This window comes from [Eubacterium] eligens ATCC 27750 (assembly GCF_000146185.1).
Lineage (GTDB): Bacteria > Bacillota > Clostridia > Lachnospirales > Lachnospiraceae > Lachnospira > Lachnospira eligens.
The window spans coordinates 527148-543251 of sequence record NC_012778.1 but is presented as its reverse complement, the minus strand read 5'-3'; the positions used below and the strand labels follow the sequence as shown (position 1 = coordinate 543251).

At 38.2% G+C, this 16104-nt stretch carries 15 protein-coding genes; 1 reads left to right on the top strand and 14 read right to left on the bottom strand.

What is annotated here, in order from left to right:
- Window positions 1-280: 280 nt before the first annotated feature.
- From EUBELI_RS02585 to EUBELI_RS02560, 6 genes are read right to left on the bottom strand one after another with little or no spacing between them, the layout of a single operon-like run.
- Window positions 281-1480, bottom strand: a complete 1200-nt coding sequence (locus EUBELI_RS02585; RefSeq protein WP_041687957.1) for a glycosyltransferase family protein — start codon at window positions 1478-1480, stop codon at window positions 281-283.
- On the bottom strand, window positions 1470-2372 hold the full coding sequence (locus EUBELI_RS02580) for a dihydroorotate dehydrogenase (RefSeq protein ID WP_041688464.1): 903 nt from the start codon (window positions 2370-2372) through the stop codon (window positions 1470-1472). The genes EUBELI_RS02585 and EUBELI_RS02580 overlap by 11 nt, the downstream gene beginning before the upstream one ends.
- An 8-nt stretch (window positions 2373-2380) precedes the next feature.
- Complete coding sequence (locus tag EUBELI_RS02575; protein WP_041687955.1) at window positions 2381-3181, bottom strand: dihydroorotate dehydrogenase electron transfer subunit; 801 nt, start codon at window positions 3179-3181, stop codon at window positions 2381-2383.
- A gap of 39 nt (window positions 3182-3220) precedes the next feature.
- Window positions 3221-4144: an orotidine-5'-phosphate decarboxylase gene (gene pyrF / locus EUBELI_RS02570; RefSeq protein ID WP_012738781.1), complete on the bottom strand. Its 924-nt coding sequence runs from the start codon at window positions 4142-4144 to the stop codon at window positions 3221-3223.
- Window positions 4145-4189: 45 nt separating this feature from the next.
- Window positions 4190-5512 carry a dihydroorotase gene (locus EUBELI_RS02565; protein WP_012738780.1) on the bottom strand — a complete coding sequence of 441 codons (1323 nt, stop codon included), beginning with the start codon at window positions 5510-5512 and terminating at the stop codon, window positions 4190-4192.
- Window positions 5509-7632: a sensor domain-containing protein gene (locus EUBELI_RS02560; RefSeq protein ID WP_228003411.1), complete on the bottom strand. Its 2124-nt coding sequence runs from the start codon at window positions 7630-7632 to the stop codon at window positions 5509-5511. Before EUBELI_RS02560 ends, EUBELI_RS02565 begins: the two co-directional genes overlap by 4 nt.
- A gap of 183 nt (window positions 7633-7815) precedes the next feature.
- Between EUBELI_RS02560 and EUBELI_RS02555 the strand changes: the two genes are divergently transcribed.
- Complete coding sequence (locus EUBELI_RS02555) at window positions 7816-8337, top strand: hypothetical protein (protein ID WP_148231332.1); 522 nt, start codon at window positions 7816-7818, stop codon at window positions 8335-8337.
- A gap of 71 nt (window positions 8338-8408) precedes the next feature.
- On the opposite strand, the gene kduD is transcribed toward EUBELI_RS02555, so the two are convergent.
- From kduD to EUBELI_RS13535, 8 genes are all read right to left on the bottom strand, one after another.
- The gene (gene kduD, locus EUBELI_RS02550) at window positions 8409-9173 is read right to left on the bottom strand and encodes a 2-dehydro-3-deoxy-D-gluconate 5-dehydrogenase KduD (protein WP_012738777.1); all 765 of its coding nucleotides are present in this window, start codon (window positions 9171-9173) and stop codon (window positions 8409-8411) included.
- 24 nt (window positions 9174-9197) lie between these two features.
- Window positions 9198-10223, bottom strand: a complete 1026-nt coding sequence (locus tag EUBELI_RS02545; protein ID WP_012738776.1) for a glycosyltransferase family 2 protein — start codon at window positions 10221-10223, stop codon at window positions 9198-9200.
- Window positions 10224-10235: 12 nt separating this feature from the next.
- On the bottom strand, window positions 10236-12002 hold the full coding sequence (argS, locus tag EUBELI_RS02540; protein ID WP_012738775.1) for an arginine--tRNA ligase: 1767 nt from the start codon (window positions 12000-12002) through the stop codon (window positions 10236-10238).
- 21 nt (window positions 12003-12023) lie between these two features.
- A complete protein-coding gene (gene truA / locus EUBELI_RS02535; RefSeq protein ID WP_012738774.1) occupies window positions 12024-12761 on the bottom strand; it encodes a tRNA pseudouridine(38-40) synthase TruA in 738 nt (245 codons plus the stop codon).
- Window positions 12761-13126: a response regulator gene (locus EUBELI_RS02530; RefSeq protein WP_012738773.1), complete on the bottom strand. Its 366-nt coding sequence runs from the start codon at window positions 13124-13126 to the stop codon at window positions 12761-12763. Before EUBELI_RS02530 ends, truA begins: the two co-directional genes overlap by 1 nt.
- 14 nt (window positions 13127-13140) lie before the next feature.
- Window positions 13141-13725, bottom strand: a complete 585-nt coding sequence (locus EUBELI_RS02525) for a chemotaxis protein CheX (RefSeq protein WP_012738772.1) — start codon at window positions 13723-13725, stop codon at window positions 13141-13143.
- Between the two features lie 193 nt (window positions 13726-13918).
- Window positions 13919-15379, bottom strand: a complete 1461-nt coding sequence (gene guaB, locus EUBELI_RS02520; RefSeq protein ID WP_012738771.1) for an IMP dehydrogenase — start codon at window positions 15377-15379, stop codon at window positions 13919-13921.
- A 159-nt stretch (window positions 15380-15538) separates the two neighbouring features.
- The gene (locus EUBELI_RS13535; protein WP_012738770.1) at window positions 15539-16045 is read right to left on the bottom strand and encodes a DUF6106 family protein; all 507 of its coding nucleotides are present in this window, start codon (window positions 16043-16045) and stop codon (window positions 15539-15541) included.
- Window positions 16046-16104: the final 59 nt, after the last annotated feature.

The following is a 16104-nucleotide window of genomic DNA, read 5'->3' as shown; positions in this document are numbered from 1 at the left end:
AGTCAAGTTCTTATAGGACAATTTCAGCAAATTATTGGCTAAACCAGCCATTTTATCTCTCAATCCACCTATCAAAAGCTTCCTCGTGCCAGCCTTATAGGTAATTCCGCACCGAAAACACTTTTTCTGTCTGAAAACAGCCTATAAAACCTCTATAAAAAACAATCTTATAGGACGCGCCAGCCTGATCGCCACATTATAGTTATCTCTGCGGCAGACTCAAGCGCCACCACCGCCGCGATCACCAACAGTCTCAAGCGCCACGCCTCAGCACTTCTCATTATTCCTTGGCAGCCTCCTCAAACTCCTCAGCCCAGTGCTTCCACGACCACATATCTTCTGCATACTGAACGCCTCTTGCCGCCTTATCCGTCATAGAAGCCGCATCAGCCACAAGGCTTTTAATCTTCTCTCCAACATTATCCAGCTCATCAAGAGAATAATATTCAACTCCTGAATCCATAGGAATCTCCCGGCGCATATAAGTACTTCCATCTGTAATACTCACACAGCCATTCATAAGTGCAAGCGGCGTCCTGTCATGTATTCCTGCCTTAAACCATGGAAGCTGGTTAATTGAAAGCCTTGCATTATTATATATAGCCGGAAGCTCGCCATATGTCACCTCGCCACAGTCCTCAACATGCTCCTTAATGAATGTCAAATCCTCTTTCATAAGAACCTCTGCCTTCGTAAGAAAAGTATCCCAGTTATGTCCATATAGCTTCACAGGCACATGATTTCTTATAAGCTGAACCACAATCTCCTGCCTGATTGCCGCCTGAATATAAACATCAGCCATGAAATTCTGCTGCAGCTTCTCTGCTGTCTGTGTTCCGCTGATACCCGGATATATCTTCCTTATGGCTTCCTCCTGCGTAAGCTCCGGATTATCAAACAGTATTTGTGTAAATGTATTAAAAAAAACAACATTTTCACTATCCTGCTTCTTTGCCTTAAAATACACCATATCAGGGTCAGTATAAGACGCTGTGAATATCAGGTCATTCTCACGCATATCATATGGCTTCAGACCGCTCTCTGCCTGCTTTGCAGCAAGCGGAAGAACAATACAGCTGTTAATATGAGGATAGGTTTCATCAATAAACTTTTTATGCATCTCATCAAGACATATTACATTCATGTTCTTTAAAGGCACTTTGAGACTGTCATGATGATAGAACGGATGGTCAAGAATATAATGCCATACCGCTTTTCCAAGTCTGTCAAAGCAGTATCTTCCTGAATCATCACATACTGCGTCCAGCTTTGTATTAATATCAAACACATAATCAAAAGGCTGAGAGTCATACTCATCAGCCAGCACACACAGCTTATCCTTCTGTGTGGCTTTATCTAATCTGATATGCATGACTTCCCAGCCCATAGCTTTTAATTCTTCACTTATACAGTCAATAAAGTAAGTTGTTGAGTCATAGCATATAGAACCATTACTTAAGAAAAGTATTCTATCTGACACAACCAATCAGCTCCTTAATATCTGCTACATTATTCTTTTCCATATATTCCCTGATTCCATCAATAACCTTAATAGTTGTATATGGATCATTAAAATTCGCTGTTCCAACAGCAACTGCACTTGCACCAACCATAATCATTTCAAGTGCATCCTCTGCTGTTCTGATTCCACCCATTCCGATTATAGGAAGGTTAATTGCATTGGCAACCTGATAAACCATTCTTACTGCGATTGGATGAATAGCAGGTCCTGATACACCCGCAGTCTTGTTAGCTACTGCAAATGTTCTTCTGTTCACATCAATCTTCATACCTGTAAGAGTATTGATAAGCGAAACTGCGTCAGCACCACCTGCCTCTACAGCCTTTGCCATCTCTGTGATATCAGTAACATTAGGACTTAACTTCATAATAACCGGCTGCTTTGCAACCTTCTTAACCGCCTTAGTAATAGCCTCTGCAGAAGATGGAACCTGTCCGAAAGCAATTCCACCCTCTTTGACATTAGGGCATGAGATATTAATTTCAAGAAGGTCAACTGGCTGTTCACCAAGCTTTTCAACAGCATCCACATAATCTGCCTCAGATTTTCCACAAACATTAACAATAATCTTAGTATCGTACTGTTTAAGAAATGGAATATCTCTTTTTACAAATGTATCAAGTCCCGGATTCTGTAATCCGATAGCATTCATCATTCCACCGTAAGTCTCAGCAATTCTTGGTGTAGGATTGCCCGGCCATGGAATATTGGCAACGCCCTTTGTTGTTACCGCACCAAGTCTGTTAAGGTCAACATATTCCCCATACTCCATGCCTGATCCGAATGTTCCGGAAGCAACTGTCACAGGATTCTTTAATTCAACTCCTGCAATATTGACTGACATATTAATATCGCTCATTACAGTTCTACCTCCTTAACATTAAATACCGGACCTTCCTTGCACACTCTCTTATTCTTAACCTGAGAATGGTCGTCAATCCCAGTTGATTTACATACACATGCAAGACATGCACCAATTCCGCATGCCATCTTCTCTTCTAATGAAACATAACACGGAATATCATTCTCAAGTGCATATGCCTTAATTGCACGAAGCATAGGAGTTGGTCCACATGCAAATATAACATCTGCCTCAACCTTTTCCTGTTTTACAGCATCTAATACATTTCCCTTTGTTCCAACGCTTCCATCTTCAGTTGCAATATACACATCTGTATCAGCAACTGCTTCAAAATCTTCCTTAAGGAAAGTCTGGCTGTTTCTGTAACCAACTACAACATTCTTGTGGCAGTCTAATCTTCTTGCAAGCTCAAGCATAGGAGGAATACCTATTCCGCCACCGAAAAGAATAGCCTTATCAAAGCTTCTGCCTTCTGCCTTAATCTCTGCAGCAATTTTTCCAAGATTATATCCATTGCCAAGAGGTCCCTGAATATCAAGATATTCTCCTGCCTTCATCTTAGAAAACTCTTCTGTTCCCTTGCCGGCAACTCTGAATACAATTCTTAAATTATTATTCTCAACCTTACATATACTGATAGGTCTTGGTAACATTCTTGAACCATCATTAGAATATACTGATATAAACTGTCCTGCCTTAGCGGTCTTAGCAATATCCTTTGTTTCAAACCATATCTCATAGACTCCGTCAGCAAGACAATCTGCCTTAAGAATCTTCGCATTTTCTCTGTACGCCATAATAATCTCCATTATTAAACTGTGTATAAATATGTATAATTACTTGCCAAGTGCTCCGTTGATATCAGCAATCATATCAAGAGCAGCCTGTCTTGAAGCTTCTCCGAAATTCTTCTCACCAAACTTCGCATACTGCTCCTTAGTATATGCTGCAATAATTCCTCTTGAGCTGTTTACGATTGCTCCAAGTCCGTCAGGATTAAAGAAATCAACAAGGTCCTTTCCCTGTCCGCCCTGTGCGCCATATCCCGGCACAAGAATATATGCCTTAGGCATAACCTTTCTTAATACTCTTCCCATCTCTGGGTAAGTAGCTCCAACAACCGCACCTACATTACTGTAATCTCCGTCCATGCTTGAAGCTCCCCACTCATTAACCTTCTCACCAACTAACTCGTATAATGGTCTTCCGTTGATAAGCTGATCCTGGAATTCTCCGCTTGAAGGATTAGAAGTCTTAACAAGTATAAATATACCTCTGTCCTGCTCATTACAAACCTTAATAAATGGATTGATTCCATCAGAGCCAAGATATGGATTAACAGTTGCAAAATCTTCGTCAAAAGGTGTAATTGCCTTAGATCCAACATTTACCTTTCCAAGATGTGCTACCGCATAAGCCTCAGAAGTTGAACCAATATCACCTCTCTTAACATCACCGATAACAATCATGCCTTTCTCGTGACAGTAATCAACTGTTTTCTTGAATGCCTTAAGTCCTTCAATTCCAAACTGCTCATACATTGCAATCTGTGGTTTAACAGCTGGAACAATGTCATATATATTATCTATAATACCTTTGTTATACTGCCATATAGCCTCTGCTGCTCCCTCAAGTGTCTCACCATACTGCTCAAATGCAACATCTGCAAGATGCTTTGGAAGATACTTCATCATTGGATCAAGTCCTACAACTATTGGTGCATTAGTCTCTACAATCTTATCAACAAGCTTCTTAATCATTAATCTACTTTAGCCTCCTTAATTCATACGCAAAATCACTTTATTCTACAACTTTGGAACTTCTCTTTCAATAAGAATTTCTGTTCCATTATGGTCTGAATACACAACTCTTCCATTAACAAGCGTATATAAAACCTTTCCATACACATGCTTTCCTTCAAATGGAGTATTCTTTCCCTTTGAAGCAAATCTGTTGCTGTCAATATCATACTCTTCTGTAGGATTAACAACTGTTATATCAGCAACTTTTCCCGGTGCAAGAACTCCTCTGTCAATTCCAAGTATCTTAGCCGGATTATAACTCATTTTCTCAACCATCTGTAACGGAGTAAGCACTCCTGTTCTTACAAGCACAGTAATAGTAACCGGAACTGCTGTTTCAAGACCTACTACACCAAACGGTGCTTCGTCAAAAGGTCTTTCCTTCTCAGTAGGATGATGTGGAGCATGGTCTGTTGCAATAACATCAATAACCCCTGATGCAAGCGCTTCTTTAAGAGCCTTTACATCATCTGCCTTTCTTAAAGGAGGGTTAATCTTAAAGTTTGCATCATCCCCGTTCACCGCATCCTCTGTCAGTGTGAAATGATGTGGGGCAACCTCTGCTGTCACTGGAATTCCCTGTTCCTTGGCAATCTTTATAATAAATGCTGATTCCTTATTAGACACATGACTTATATGCAGCTTTGCACCTGTATTCTTTGCAAGAAGAATATCTCTTGCAACAATAACATCCTCAACGGCATCCATTATTCCGAAAAGACCAAGTTCCTTGGCTCTCTCTCCGGCATTCATAACACCTCTTGCAGCCAAGTTAGTATCTTCACAATGTGCAAATACCGGAATGTCAACCTCTGCTGCCTGCCTCATAGCCTGCCTTGCAGTTCTTGCATTCATAATAGTTCCGCCATTGTCACTGACTGCAACAGCACCTGCATCCTTAAGTGCCTCAAAATCAGTAAGATACTCACCCTCCTGACCTGCTGTCATGGCAGCTATAGTATACAGATTAATATCTGTTACCTCTTCAGCCTTATCAGTTACATACTGTAACATCTCAACATTATCAATTACAGGTTTAGTATTAGGCATCATGCACACTGTTGTGTATCCGCCTCTTGCTGCAGCTCTTGATCCGGTTCTTATAGTTTCCTTATGCTCAAGTCCCGGTTCCCTGAAATGTGCATTAAGGTCAATCAGTCCCGGCATAACCATACAGCCTGATGCATCAATGACATCATCTGCCTGAGACTCATCAATGTTCTCTTCCATAGCCGCAATAAATCCGTCCTTAATAAGCACGTCCATCACTTTGTCCGTCTTACTTGCAGGGTCAAGCACCCTGCCTTCTTTAATCAGTATGTTCATTTGCCCAATCTCCCCTCTAAGTTTTTCTCTTCAAAAATATTGGCTGGAACAGGCTTTCCAAAGTAATATCCCTGTATATAATCCACACCAAGACTTTTAAGCAGTTCAAACTGTTCCTTATGTTCAACACCCTCAACAACTATCTTAGTACCAATAGTCTTGGAAAGGTCAACTATAAGCTTAACAAATGCCTGTGCATAATCATCTTCAACAATATCATCAATAAATGTTTTATCAACCTTAATGATATCAAGAGGAAGCTGCTTTATGTAATTAAGTGAAGAATATCCTGTTCCAAAATCATCAAGTGCAATTCTAGGTCCTAACTTCTTAAGTCCTGTGATAATCTCCATAACTCTCTGCATATCATTGATTGCAAATGATTCTGTAATCTCAAGTACTATATTCTTAGGATTAACTCCTGTCTTATCAAGAATCCTTTTAATATTCTCGACAACATCCTTCTGTAAAAGCTGTACTACTGACAGATTAACATTAATGTAAAAATCAGGATGTCCATTGTCATTCCATATCTTACATCTTCTGCATGCTTCTTCAAGAACATAGTCACCAATTGATGTAATAAGTCCCAGATATTCCGCAAGTGGAATAAATTCACCCGGCCCCATAAATCCAAGCGCCTTGCTGTCCCATCTTACAAGTGCCTCACATGATGTACACATTTGTGTATTGACATTGACAACCGGCTGATAAAATACCACAAATTCATTGATTTCATTTGAAATAGCCTGTCTCATATTGTTCTCAATATCAAGTCTCTTGGCTGTCGAATTCTCAACCTCGCTGCTGTAATAGGCATATCCGTTCTTTCCTGAACGCTTTGCTTCATACATTGCAACATCAGCCATTCTTGTTATCTCATGGACATCAACACTATTATCCGGGAACAACGCAATACCCATACTCATAGTACAGAAATACTCAGTTTCCATAAGATACCACGGCTTATTAAACAGTGTCTTTATGTTAGTGACTATTTTACTAAGTTCATTATATATTTCAGGCTCAATGATTATTACAAATTCATCTCCACCCATTCTGTAACAATGTCCCCTGAGTCCCGGAATACCTGTAAGTCCCGCAGCTATCTGCTGTAACAGGATATCTCCATACTGATGTCCAAGACCGTCATTAATATGCTTGAAATCATCAAGGTCAAGAAACAGTACAGCACCCTTAAGTCCGGCTTTCTCTGTTCTTCTTATAACCTTTCTTAAATCCACTTCACATTTCATACGGTTATACAGACCTGTCAGGAAATCATTATGTGCCTGATATTCTATCTTCTGCTGATTCTTCTTTTTCTGTGTAATATCTGCTGCTGTTGCCACAACAACATCACTTCCGTCAATCCACTTCAGCTCTGAAAATCTGACTTCAAACCACAGACCAGATTCGGTATTATACCGTTCCATCGGTGTTCCTATATGACCTGATATATCCTTATTCTGAAATACTTCCTCTAAACACTCTCTTATTGTCTCCCGTACTTCAGTAACATGACTTGCCATATCATTTTCAAAAAGAATATTTCCCGAATTCTTACTGCATACAATAATTCCAGAACCAATATTATCAAGAATTTTCTGTAATACATCATAAGATGATATAAGCGAATTATTGATAACCTTGCTTTGTGCAATACTATGTATAATCATTGCGACATCTTTTATGTATTCAATAACCTTATCTTCGCCTGCAAAATCATCTGTATCCCCCATAACAAGAAGATACATTGCCTTAACATTATTAATTGTAATAGGAACAGATATACAAATCTTTGCATTACACAATGCAAGTCTTTCCTTCTCTTCATCAGATGCTGTGCTCATTGCAGTTCTCTTTAATTCGTCTGAACACAGACAACACTGACTGATATCTTCAACATCCAGCTTACTACCTATTACATCTTTAGCCTCTGCTATAGCATGCATACTTTTTCCATCAGCACTTATCTGCATAATAACAGCATCCTGTGCATGAAGATTATCCGTTATTTTCTCAATTATGTTCTTTGAAACCTCTACAAATGTTCCATTATCTTCTAACATATGTATAATCTGTGACAATTCCAAATTAACTGTTTTATTCCCGCTCAAAATAACCCTCCGATAATACATAAATCTGATAATATTATAGCCTATCATAAAGCTTTTGGAAACTGATTTTTTAAAATCATTTATACATAAACACCCATATTTTCAATTTCACAGATAATTAATTGTTTTATATTCCAGAGGGTGTTATTATATCTTTATATCAATTTATTTATGAGGATTATTATGGATATCATTAAATTCAACACAACATTAAAAGCATCTGGAAAAGATTATACAAAAATAGTTTTCTGGAACAGATTTATAAGGAATCCCATTGAGCTTATATTATCATGGACTCCTGCTATTATTTCACTTGTACTCTTATCTTTGCATTATTATTCCAGCTTTTTGCTTATTCTTTATGCTGTATGCTGGTTTTACCCAATATATATATTTGCATACCAGTTCAGATCAAGTGTTAATTATCACTTAAAACACAGGGATCCATCAGAGGAAGCACCTTGTACAATAACTCTTATGGATAACGCTATCATGGCAGATATTCCTGAACATGACCTTGTATACACATATGAGTGGAACCAATTTACTAATGTTTATAACAAATTTGGCTACTACATGTTATTTAACAAGGGACGCATGATTGTAATGTTAAACCAGAATGACATGCCAGAAGATGTAAAATCTGCTGTTCCTGCATATATTAAGTCCCATGTTGACAGAAACATTTGTAAAATTAATTTTTAACAGTAATACACAAAATGCGTTTCAACCGGTTAAAGTTGAAACGCATTTTTATTGTCACTTAAATATTCTGTTTATCTTGCGAGCCATCCGCCATCGACAGCCAGTGTAAATCCATTAACATAATCAGATGCTGCTGATGCAAGGAACACAACCGCTCCCTTCATATCATCAGGAGTTCCCCAGCGTCCTGCAGGAATTCTGTCTATAATAGCTTCACTTCTGTCAGAATCACTCCTTAATTGTGCCGTATTATTAGTAGCCATATATCCTGGTGCAATAGCATTAACATTAATGTTATGGCATGCCCACTCATTACACATAGCTTTTGTAAGTCCCATACCAGCACTCTTACTTGCTGTATAAGAAGGAACTCTTATGCCTCCCTGATATGAAAGCATGGAATTGATATTAATAATCTTGCCACCATGTCCCTGCTTAATATACTGCTTTGCAAATGCCTGGCTTAAGAAGAATACCATCTTCTGATTAACCTGAATAACACTATCCCATTCATCTTCCGTGAAATCAATAGCATCATTTCGCTTAATAAGTCCTGCATTATTAACAAGAATATCAACTTTTCCAAAAGCTGCGAGTGCACCGTTCACAATAACATCTATAGCTGACATATCTGAAAGATCTGCTATAACCTCAGCAAATTCTCCTCCATCAGCTTCAACAAGCTTCTTAGTATCCTCGCAAGATCTTCTTGCAACACCTACAACCTTAGCACCTGCCTGCGCAAGTGCAACGGACATTCCCTGTCCAAGACCTGTATTGGCACCTGTGACTACTGCAACCTTTCCATCAAGTCTGAATGCATCAATTATAGACATATATTCTTCTCCTTCTAAATCTGTTTAATTAAAACCTATTATATTATTAGCTACCTTGTATCCCTGCTTAGATATCCATCTTCCTGCAGATGTAGGGATATTAACAGACCAGCCCAAAAGACTGTGTCGTAACTTCTTGTAAAGCACTTCATCCTTATCCTTAGCATACTGCCAGAGTGCCTTCTTCTTCGCAAGATGTTCCTTTGTTCCAGATACAATTAAGAATATAGACGATACTTCCATCATAATTCTTAAATAGTTAATCATATATTTTCTACAGTTAATATTCTTAGGATTTTCTGAAAGAAAAGAATCAATCATTCTCTTATTAACAGAAAGCTGCTGGTCAATTCTTGAAATCATAACACTCTCATTAACAGACTGATCTTCTCGTCCAATAAAGTATCTGTAGAAATTAGTATTTATGTAATACATATTCTTAACATACGGAAGTGGCTCGAACACAAATATGTTATCAACATAAAATGTATGCTTAGGAAGCTCTAATCCACAATCCTTTAAAAGCTGTGTTCTATATACAACAGTATGCATAAGAATATACTGGTCAACCTTAAAATCGCCTATATTAATATCATCCCATGTAAACATCTGCTCTACAGGAAATACATTTTCATAGTGGATAACTTTCTTTCTCTTGGCTCCGACCTTTTCATATACATAGTTTGCAATAACCATATCCGGCTCACTGCCCTCTTCAAAGCTTCTTAATGTAGCAAGCATTCTTTTATAACTTTTGCCATCTACCCAGTCATCACTGTCAACAACCTTAAAGAACCTTCCTGTTGCATGCTTAAGACCTGTATTTACAGCCTCACCATGTCCACCATTCTCCTGATGTACAGCCTTGACAATATCTGGATATTCCTTTTCATATCTTTTGGCTATTTCATATGTATTATCCTTTGTTGAACCATCATCAACTATAATAACCTCAACTTCATCGCCACCGGCAAGCACTGTATTAATACAATGTTCCATATACTCTGCGGAGTTGTAACATGGTATTGCAAATGATAATAATTTACCCATCAAATTTCTCCTTTACATTCTGTCAGGGCATTCAATCGCAAGCAAATCAATACACTGCTCGAGAATGCTCTTAGTAAGGCTGATAAGTGCAATATAACTTGCCTTCTTAGCCTCGTCAGGTTCTGAAAGTATCTTATTGTTATGATAAAAGCCGTTAAATGCGTTAGATACCTCATATATAAACTGACATATCTTATGTGGTGCATTATCCCTATATGCCCCATCAATTATATCTGCAAACTTAATAAGTGATAAAGAAAGATTCTTCTCACTTTCTTCTGTAGCAGCCATGATTTTAAGGTTATTTGTGCTTCCACCATTTTCTGTATATTTGTTAAGGATAGACTTAATTCTTACAATTGTGTAAAGAATATATGGTCCTGTATTACCCTCAAATGATGAAAATCTCTCAATATCAAACACATAATCCTTTGATGCCTGATTAGAAAGATCTCCATACTTTAATGCAGCAAGTCCTACTATCTTAGCTGTATCTCTTGCTTCTGTCTCTTCAACAGTTCTGTTAGACATAATTTTCTCATATACAGCTTCATCAATATCAGCTATAAGATGCTCAAGTCTCATAACACCACCTGAACGCGTCTTGAATGGCTTACCATCTTTACCGTTCATAGTACCAAAGCCCACAAATCTCATATCTGCATCAGGCGCTACAATCCCAGCCTTCTTAGCCGTTCTGAATACCTGTGTAAAATGAAGTTCCTGCCTCTTATCAGCAAGATAAATATATGTATCAGGATGATATAACTTTTCTCTTTCAACAATAGTTGCAAGGTCAGATGTTGCATAAAGTGCCGCACCATCAGATTTTCTTACGATGCATGGTGGAAGCTCCTTAGTATCACCCTCCTGCTGTATATCTACAACAGTTGCGCCCTGGCTTTCATAAGCAATTCCGTCTGCAATCATCTTATTAACCATATCGTCAATATATGGCTGTGCATCCGATTCCCCCTTCCATAAATCAAAATGCACATTAAGATTATCATAATTCTTCTTAAGGTCAGCTTTAGAAACATTCATGATATGATGCCATATTGCACGGCATGCCTTATCACCACTCTGTAACTTAAGTGTAGCTTCATGAGCTCTTTCTGCAAATGCAATATCTTCCTTAGACTTTGCAGAAGCTGCCGGATAAATCTCCTCAAGCTCTGAGATTGTAAATGGTGCTTCCTCTGGATACTCACCGGTAAAACTGTCATCAAAATACGGAAGTTCTGGCTTTCTATCTCTTAACTCTTCAATGATAAGTCCCATCTGAAGACCCCAGTCTCCAAGATGTACATCACCAATAGTCTTATTTCCAACAAATGTGTTGATTCTCTTAACGCTCTCTCCGATAACTGCAGAACGAAGATGTCCTACATGAAGTGGCTTTGCGGCATTAGCTCCGCCGTAATCCACAATAACAGTCTTATTGCTCTCCGAATTAACATAGCCGAACTTCTCAGTTTCAGACATCTCATTAAGATATCCTGCCAGATAATCTTCACATATATTAATATTAATAAATCCTGGTTTAACACTCTCAATCTTAGAAAACATCTTGTTATCTGCTAACTTTGCAACAACCTCATCAGCAATCATAAATGGTGCTTTCTTATATGCTTTGGCTGCTGCCATAGCACCGTTACACTGAAACTCACACAGGTCAGGTCTGTTAGAAACTGTAACTTTCGCATATGCCTCATCATATCCACATTCAGCGAATACATTTTTAATCTCATCAGTAATAAGTTCAATAATCGTCTTCATATTCTCCACCTTTTACAATATCTAGTAAACCACCTTTACAAGAAACAGCCCATAACTCTCTGCCGGTAATGACATCTGTATGTTCTCCCCATCAAGACATCGTTTCACATCTTCCGGCTTCTTGATGCCATTGCCTACATCTAGCATCATTCCAATAATGTACCTTGCCATATTATGAAGGAAATCATCCGCTTCAATTCTTATATAAGCTCTTGCACCTTCATACTCTACACTTATCTTCTTAATAGTCTTTTCTGTACTCTTGCTCTTCTTTGCCGTAGTAAATGCCTTAAAATCATGCTTTCCTTCAAAATATCCGGCAGCCTTTCTCATAGCATCAAAGTCTGGCTTATCAAATGTATGGTAAGCATATTTTCTTCTGAATACATTAGCAACATTGCCTGTATCCAGCCTGTACTCATATATCTTAGACTTTGCATTAAGCTGGCTATGAAATCTTTCATCAGCTTCAGTTACAGACATAACTGCAATATCTCTTGGCAGATATCTGTTAAGATAATTCTTTATTTCTATTGCCTTAACTTCCTTCTCAAGCTTGAAATTTGCTGTCTGGCACAACGCATGCACGCCCTTTTCTGTTCTTGACCCGGCATACATGTCAACTGTCTCACCAGTCATTCTTGCTATTATCTCGCATAGCCTGCTTTCTATAGTATTCGTACTGGCATCCTTACCCAGTCTTTGCCAGCCGTCATATCTTCCACCATCATACTCTATCTCTATACGGTAATTATACATTATTCGTCTTCCAAAACCTTTTCTATTGTATTAATGATTACAGCACTATCAAATGGCTTCTGAATAAAATCAGCAGCACCTCTCTTTAATGCCTCGACCATATTAGTCTTCTGACCAGCGGCAGTTACCATAATAACTTTTGCCCCAGGATCAATCTCCATAATCTCTTTTACAGCTTCTATACCATCCATAACAGGCATTGTAATATCCATCGTAACAACATCGGGCTTATACATCTTATATTTTTCTACACCTTCTGCACCATTAACTGCCTCTGATACAATCTCATGTCCTGCATCTTCAAGCATATTTCTTAAAAATTTTCTTGATGTCTTAGAATCATCTACTATCAAAATTTTTGCCATAACTATTCTCCTTATTAAGCTGAAAGCTGGATTTTATTATCAGCAGCCATTAATATCTTAAACAAATTATTTTCCATATTAAATGTCACAACATAGAAACCATCTTCTGCTGTAACCTCTGTATTCTTATAAAATACCGGTGGATGAAGAGTAACCTCCACATCATTCTCACCGAGCTTAGTTGCATATGCACCATTAATAACATTAATAAATTCACATAATGCATCATATGCATCTGCATCAAACTCTTTAATATCTTCCTGTGCAAATGTAGATGCAACCTTTAAAAGTTCCTTATCATTCCCCGCTATACCAAGAAACACGTCAATATCTCCATCCATAATCTGGCATCCTATAAACTCACCCCTGTAAGTTCTTTCGAAATCAATATGGTCAAGTTCTATATCGCCATCCATAAACATTCCAAGACTATTAATAGTACATTGCATCTGGGTATTATAATAATCATTACCCATATGTAAAAATGTCTCTACCATCTTATCTGTGTTGCCTTGTCTGATTACCTGCAATTCATTATCAGTGAATACATTGCCGGTATGGTTCTTTGCGATATATTTGCCGAGTATTCTGTCCTTCATATGATTTTCTCCTTCTCGTTAATTAGCGCCCCAAATATACCCTGTTAATACGCATTAATATATTAATACTTAGTTCATTATACATCATATAGTTAATCAATATCAATAATTTGAGAAGAATTTACATTGTGCTTCTGAAAAAAAACACCCGGACAGTTATTGCTGCCCGGATGTAAATTTCATTCCTGATTAATTACTTATCCTCAACTGAATAGTTAGGAGCTTCCTTTGTGATATGAATATCATGTGGATGACTCTCTCTTAAAGCTGCTGAAGACATCTTAATAAACTGAGCTGTTTCCTGAAGTACTGGAATTGTAGGTGCTCCACAATATCCCATACCTGAACGAAGTCCACCCATAAGCTGGAAGATAGTATCTTCAACAAGTCCCTTATAAGCAACACGTCCTTCAACACCCTCTGGAACAAGCTTCTTTGCACCAGTCTGGAAATATCTGTCCTTGCTTCCGTTTTCCATGGCAGCGATAGACCCCATTCCTCTGTATACCTTGTACTTTCTTCCCTGGAATAACTCGAATGTACCAGGAGCCTCATCACAACCTGCAAGAAGGCTTCCTAACATGCAGACATTACCACCTGCTGCGATAGCCTTAACGATATCTCCTGAATACTTGATACCACCATCAGCAATTACAGGAATACCATACTTCTTAGCCTCTGCATAAGCGTCCATAACGGCTGTAACCTGTGGTACACCAATACCTGCAACAACTCTTGTTGTACAGATAGAACCAGGTCCGATACCAACCTTAACAGCATCTACACCAGCCTCACAAAGAGCCTTGGCAGCTGCACCTGTTGCAATATTACCGGCAATAACCTGAAGATCAGGGAATGCTGACTTAATCTCCTTAAGAGTTGTAATAATATTCTTAGAATGTCCGTGAGCTGAATCAATAACGATACAGTCAACATTTGCATTAACAAGAGCCTGTACTCTTTCCATAACATTAGCTGTAATACCAACAGCAGCACCTGCAAGAAGTCTGCCCTGTGAATCATGTGCTGAAGATGGATACTTAACGCTCTTCTCAATATCCTTGATTGTGATAAGTCCTCTTAACTTATAATCGTCATCAACGATAGGCAGCTTCTCTTTTCTTGCCTTTCCTAATATCTTCTTGGCTTCTTCAAGAGTTGTTCCAACAGGAGCAGTGATAAGATTCTCGCTTGTCATGCACTCCTTGATTGGTCTTTCAAAATGCTCCTCAAACTTAAGGTCTCTGTTAGTAATGATACCGACAAGCTTGCCATTATCATCTGTGATAGGTACTCCGGAAATTCTGAACTTGCCCATAAGGTCATTAGCTTCCTGTAATGTATTATCTGGATGTAAGAAAAATGGGTCTGTGATAACACCATTCTCTGAACGCTTAACCTTGTCTACTTCTTCTGCCTGAGCTTCTACTGACATATTCTTATGAATAATACCAATACCGCCCTGTCTAGCCATTGCGATTGCCATTCTGTGTTCTGTAACTGTGTCCATACCTGCACTCATTAAAGGAATGTTAAGTTTAATATTCTTAGTGAGCTGTGTTGAGAGGTCAATCATATTAGGTGTTACTTCTGAATACTGTGGAACTAAAAGTACGTCGTCAAATGTAATGCCTTCACCAATAATTTTACCCATTTTGCTAAAATCCTCGCTTTCTGTTGTGTTTTAATATATAGAAAAAATCCGAATAAATAAATTAATCCGGATGTTTCTACAAGTATCTGACAGCTTAGTCAGTTTATAAATATGTTACAAGAGAATATAACAAAACTGCCGCTAAAAGTCAAACATTTTTTATAAATGTGCAACTCCGTTACCAACAGCACTTACAATTGCTTCTTTCATTGAATCATCCGGAAGCATAAACAGTCTTATCATCTCGTTACTGTCATTGTCATATGTGTATATTACAATATCTTCAGGGTCATCTACTCCTGACGAACAATTATATGTTCTTAACTGCTGTCTGGCTTTGCCTAAAGCTTCCTGACTATTTACCTTAGCCACAAGAACTGCTCTTGTAAGGTCAAAACTGCCGACATTCTTTCTTACTGATTTAGCCATAATTTTATCTATAGTCAGGCTTCCATCAACATATGAATATTCATATTCAGCATTATAATACTCGAATACAAACACCGTGAAAAATATAAATATAACCAGTACAATAACACCTAACCAGCCTGTCTGCACAATTGTTGTCGCTGCTAGCAGACATGCAATCACAAGTATTATTCTGTAAAAAATTGAAATCTTAGGAGCGGTAACTTTAACAATCTGCTCTACTGTTCCTTCTATCATAATTCAATAACCTTTCTTTAAAGCAATATGCCCGGCGGGAATTTACCCACCGGGCTCTA

Coding starts and splice junctions, on each gene's coding strand:
- EUBELI_RS02575 (WP_041687955.1), bottom strand. CDS start 3,181: ATGGCGTACAGAGAAAATGCGAAGATTCTTAAGGCAGATTGTCTTGCT.
- pyrF (WP_012738781.1), bottom strand. CDS start 4,144: ATGATTAAGAAGCTTGTTGATAAGATTGTAGAGACTAATGCACCAATA.
- EUBELI_RS02565 (WP_012738780.1), bottom strand. CDS start 5,512: ATGAACATACTGATTAAAGAAGGCAGGGTGCTTGACCCTGCAAGTAAG.
- EUBELI_RS02555 (WP_148231332.1), top strand. CDS start 7,816: ATGGATATCATTAAATTCAACACAACATTAAAAGCATCTGGAAAAGAT.
- kduD (WP_012738777.1), bottom strand. CDS start 9,173: ATGTCTATAATTGATGCATTCAGACTTGATGGAAAGGTTGCAGTAGTC.
- EUBELI_RS02545 (WP_012738776.1), bottom strand. CDS start 10,223: ATGGGTAAATTATTATCATTTGCAATACCATGTTACAACTCCGCAGAG.
- argS (WP_012738775.1), bottom strand. CDS start 12,002: ATGAAGACGATTATTGAACTTATTACTGATGAGATTAAAAATGTATTC.
- truA (WP_012738774.1), bottom strand. CDS start 12,761: ATGTATAATTACCGTATAGAGATAGAGTATGATGGTGGAAGATATGAC.
- EUBELI_RS02530 (WP_012738773.1), bottom strand. CDS start 13,126: ATGGCAAAAATTTTGATAGTAGATGATTCTAAGACATCAAGAAAATTT.
- EUBELI_RS02525 (WP_012738772.1), bottom strand. CDS start 13,725: ATGAAGGACAGAATACTCGGCAAATATATCGCAAAGAACCATACCGGC.
- guaB (WP_012738771.1), bottom strand. CDS start 15,379: ATGGGTAAAATTATTGGTGAAGGCATTACATTTGACGACGTACTTTTA.
- EUBELI_RS13535 (WP_012738770.1), bottom strand. CDS start 16,045: ATGATAGAAGGAACAGTAGAGCAGATTGTTAAAGTTACCGCTCCTAAG.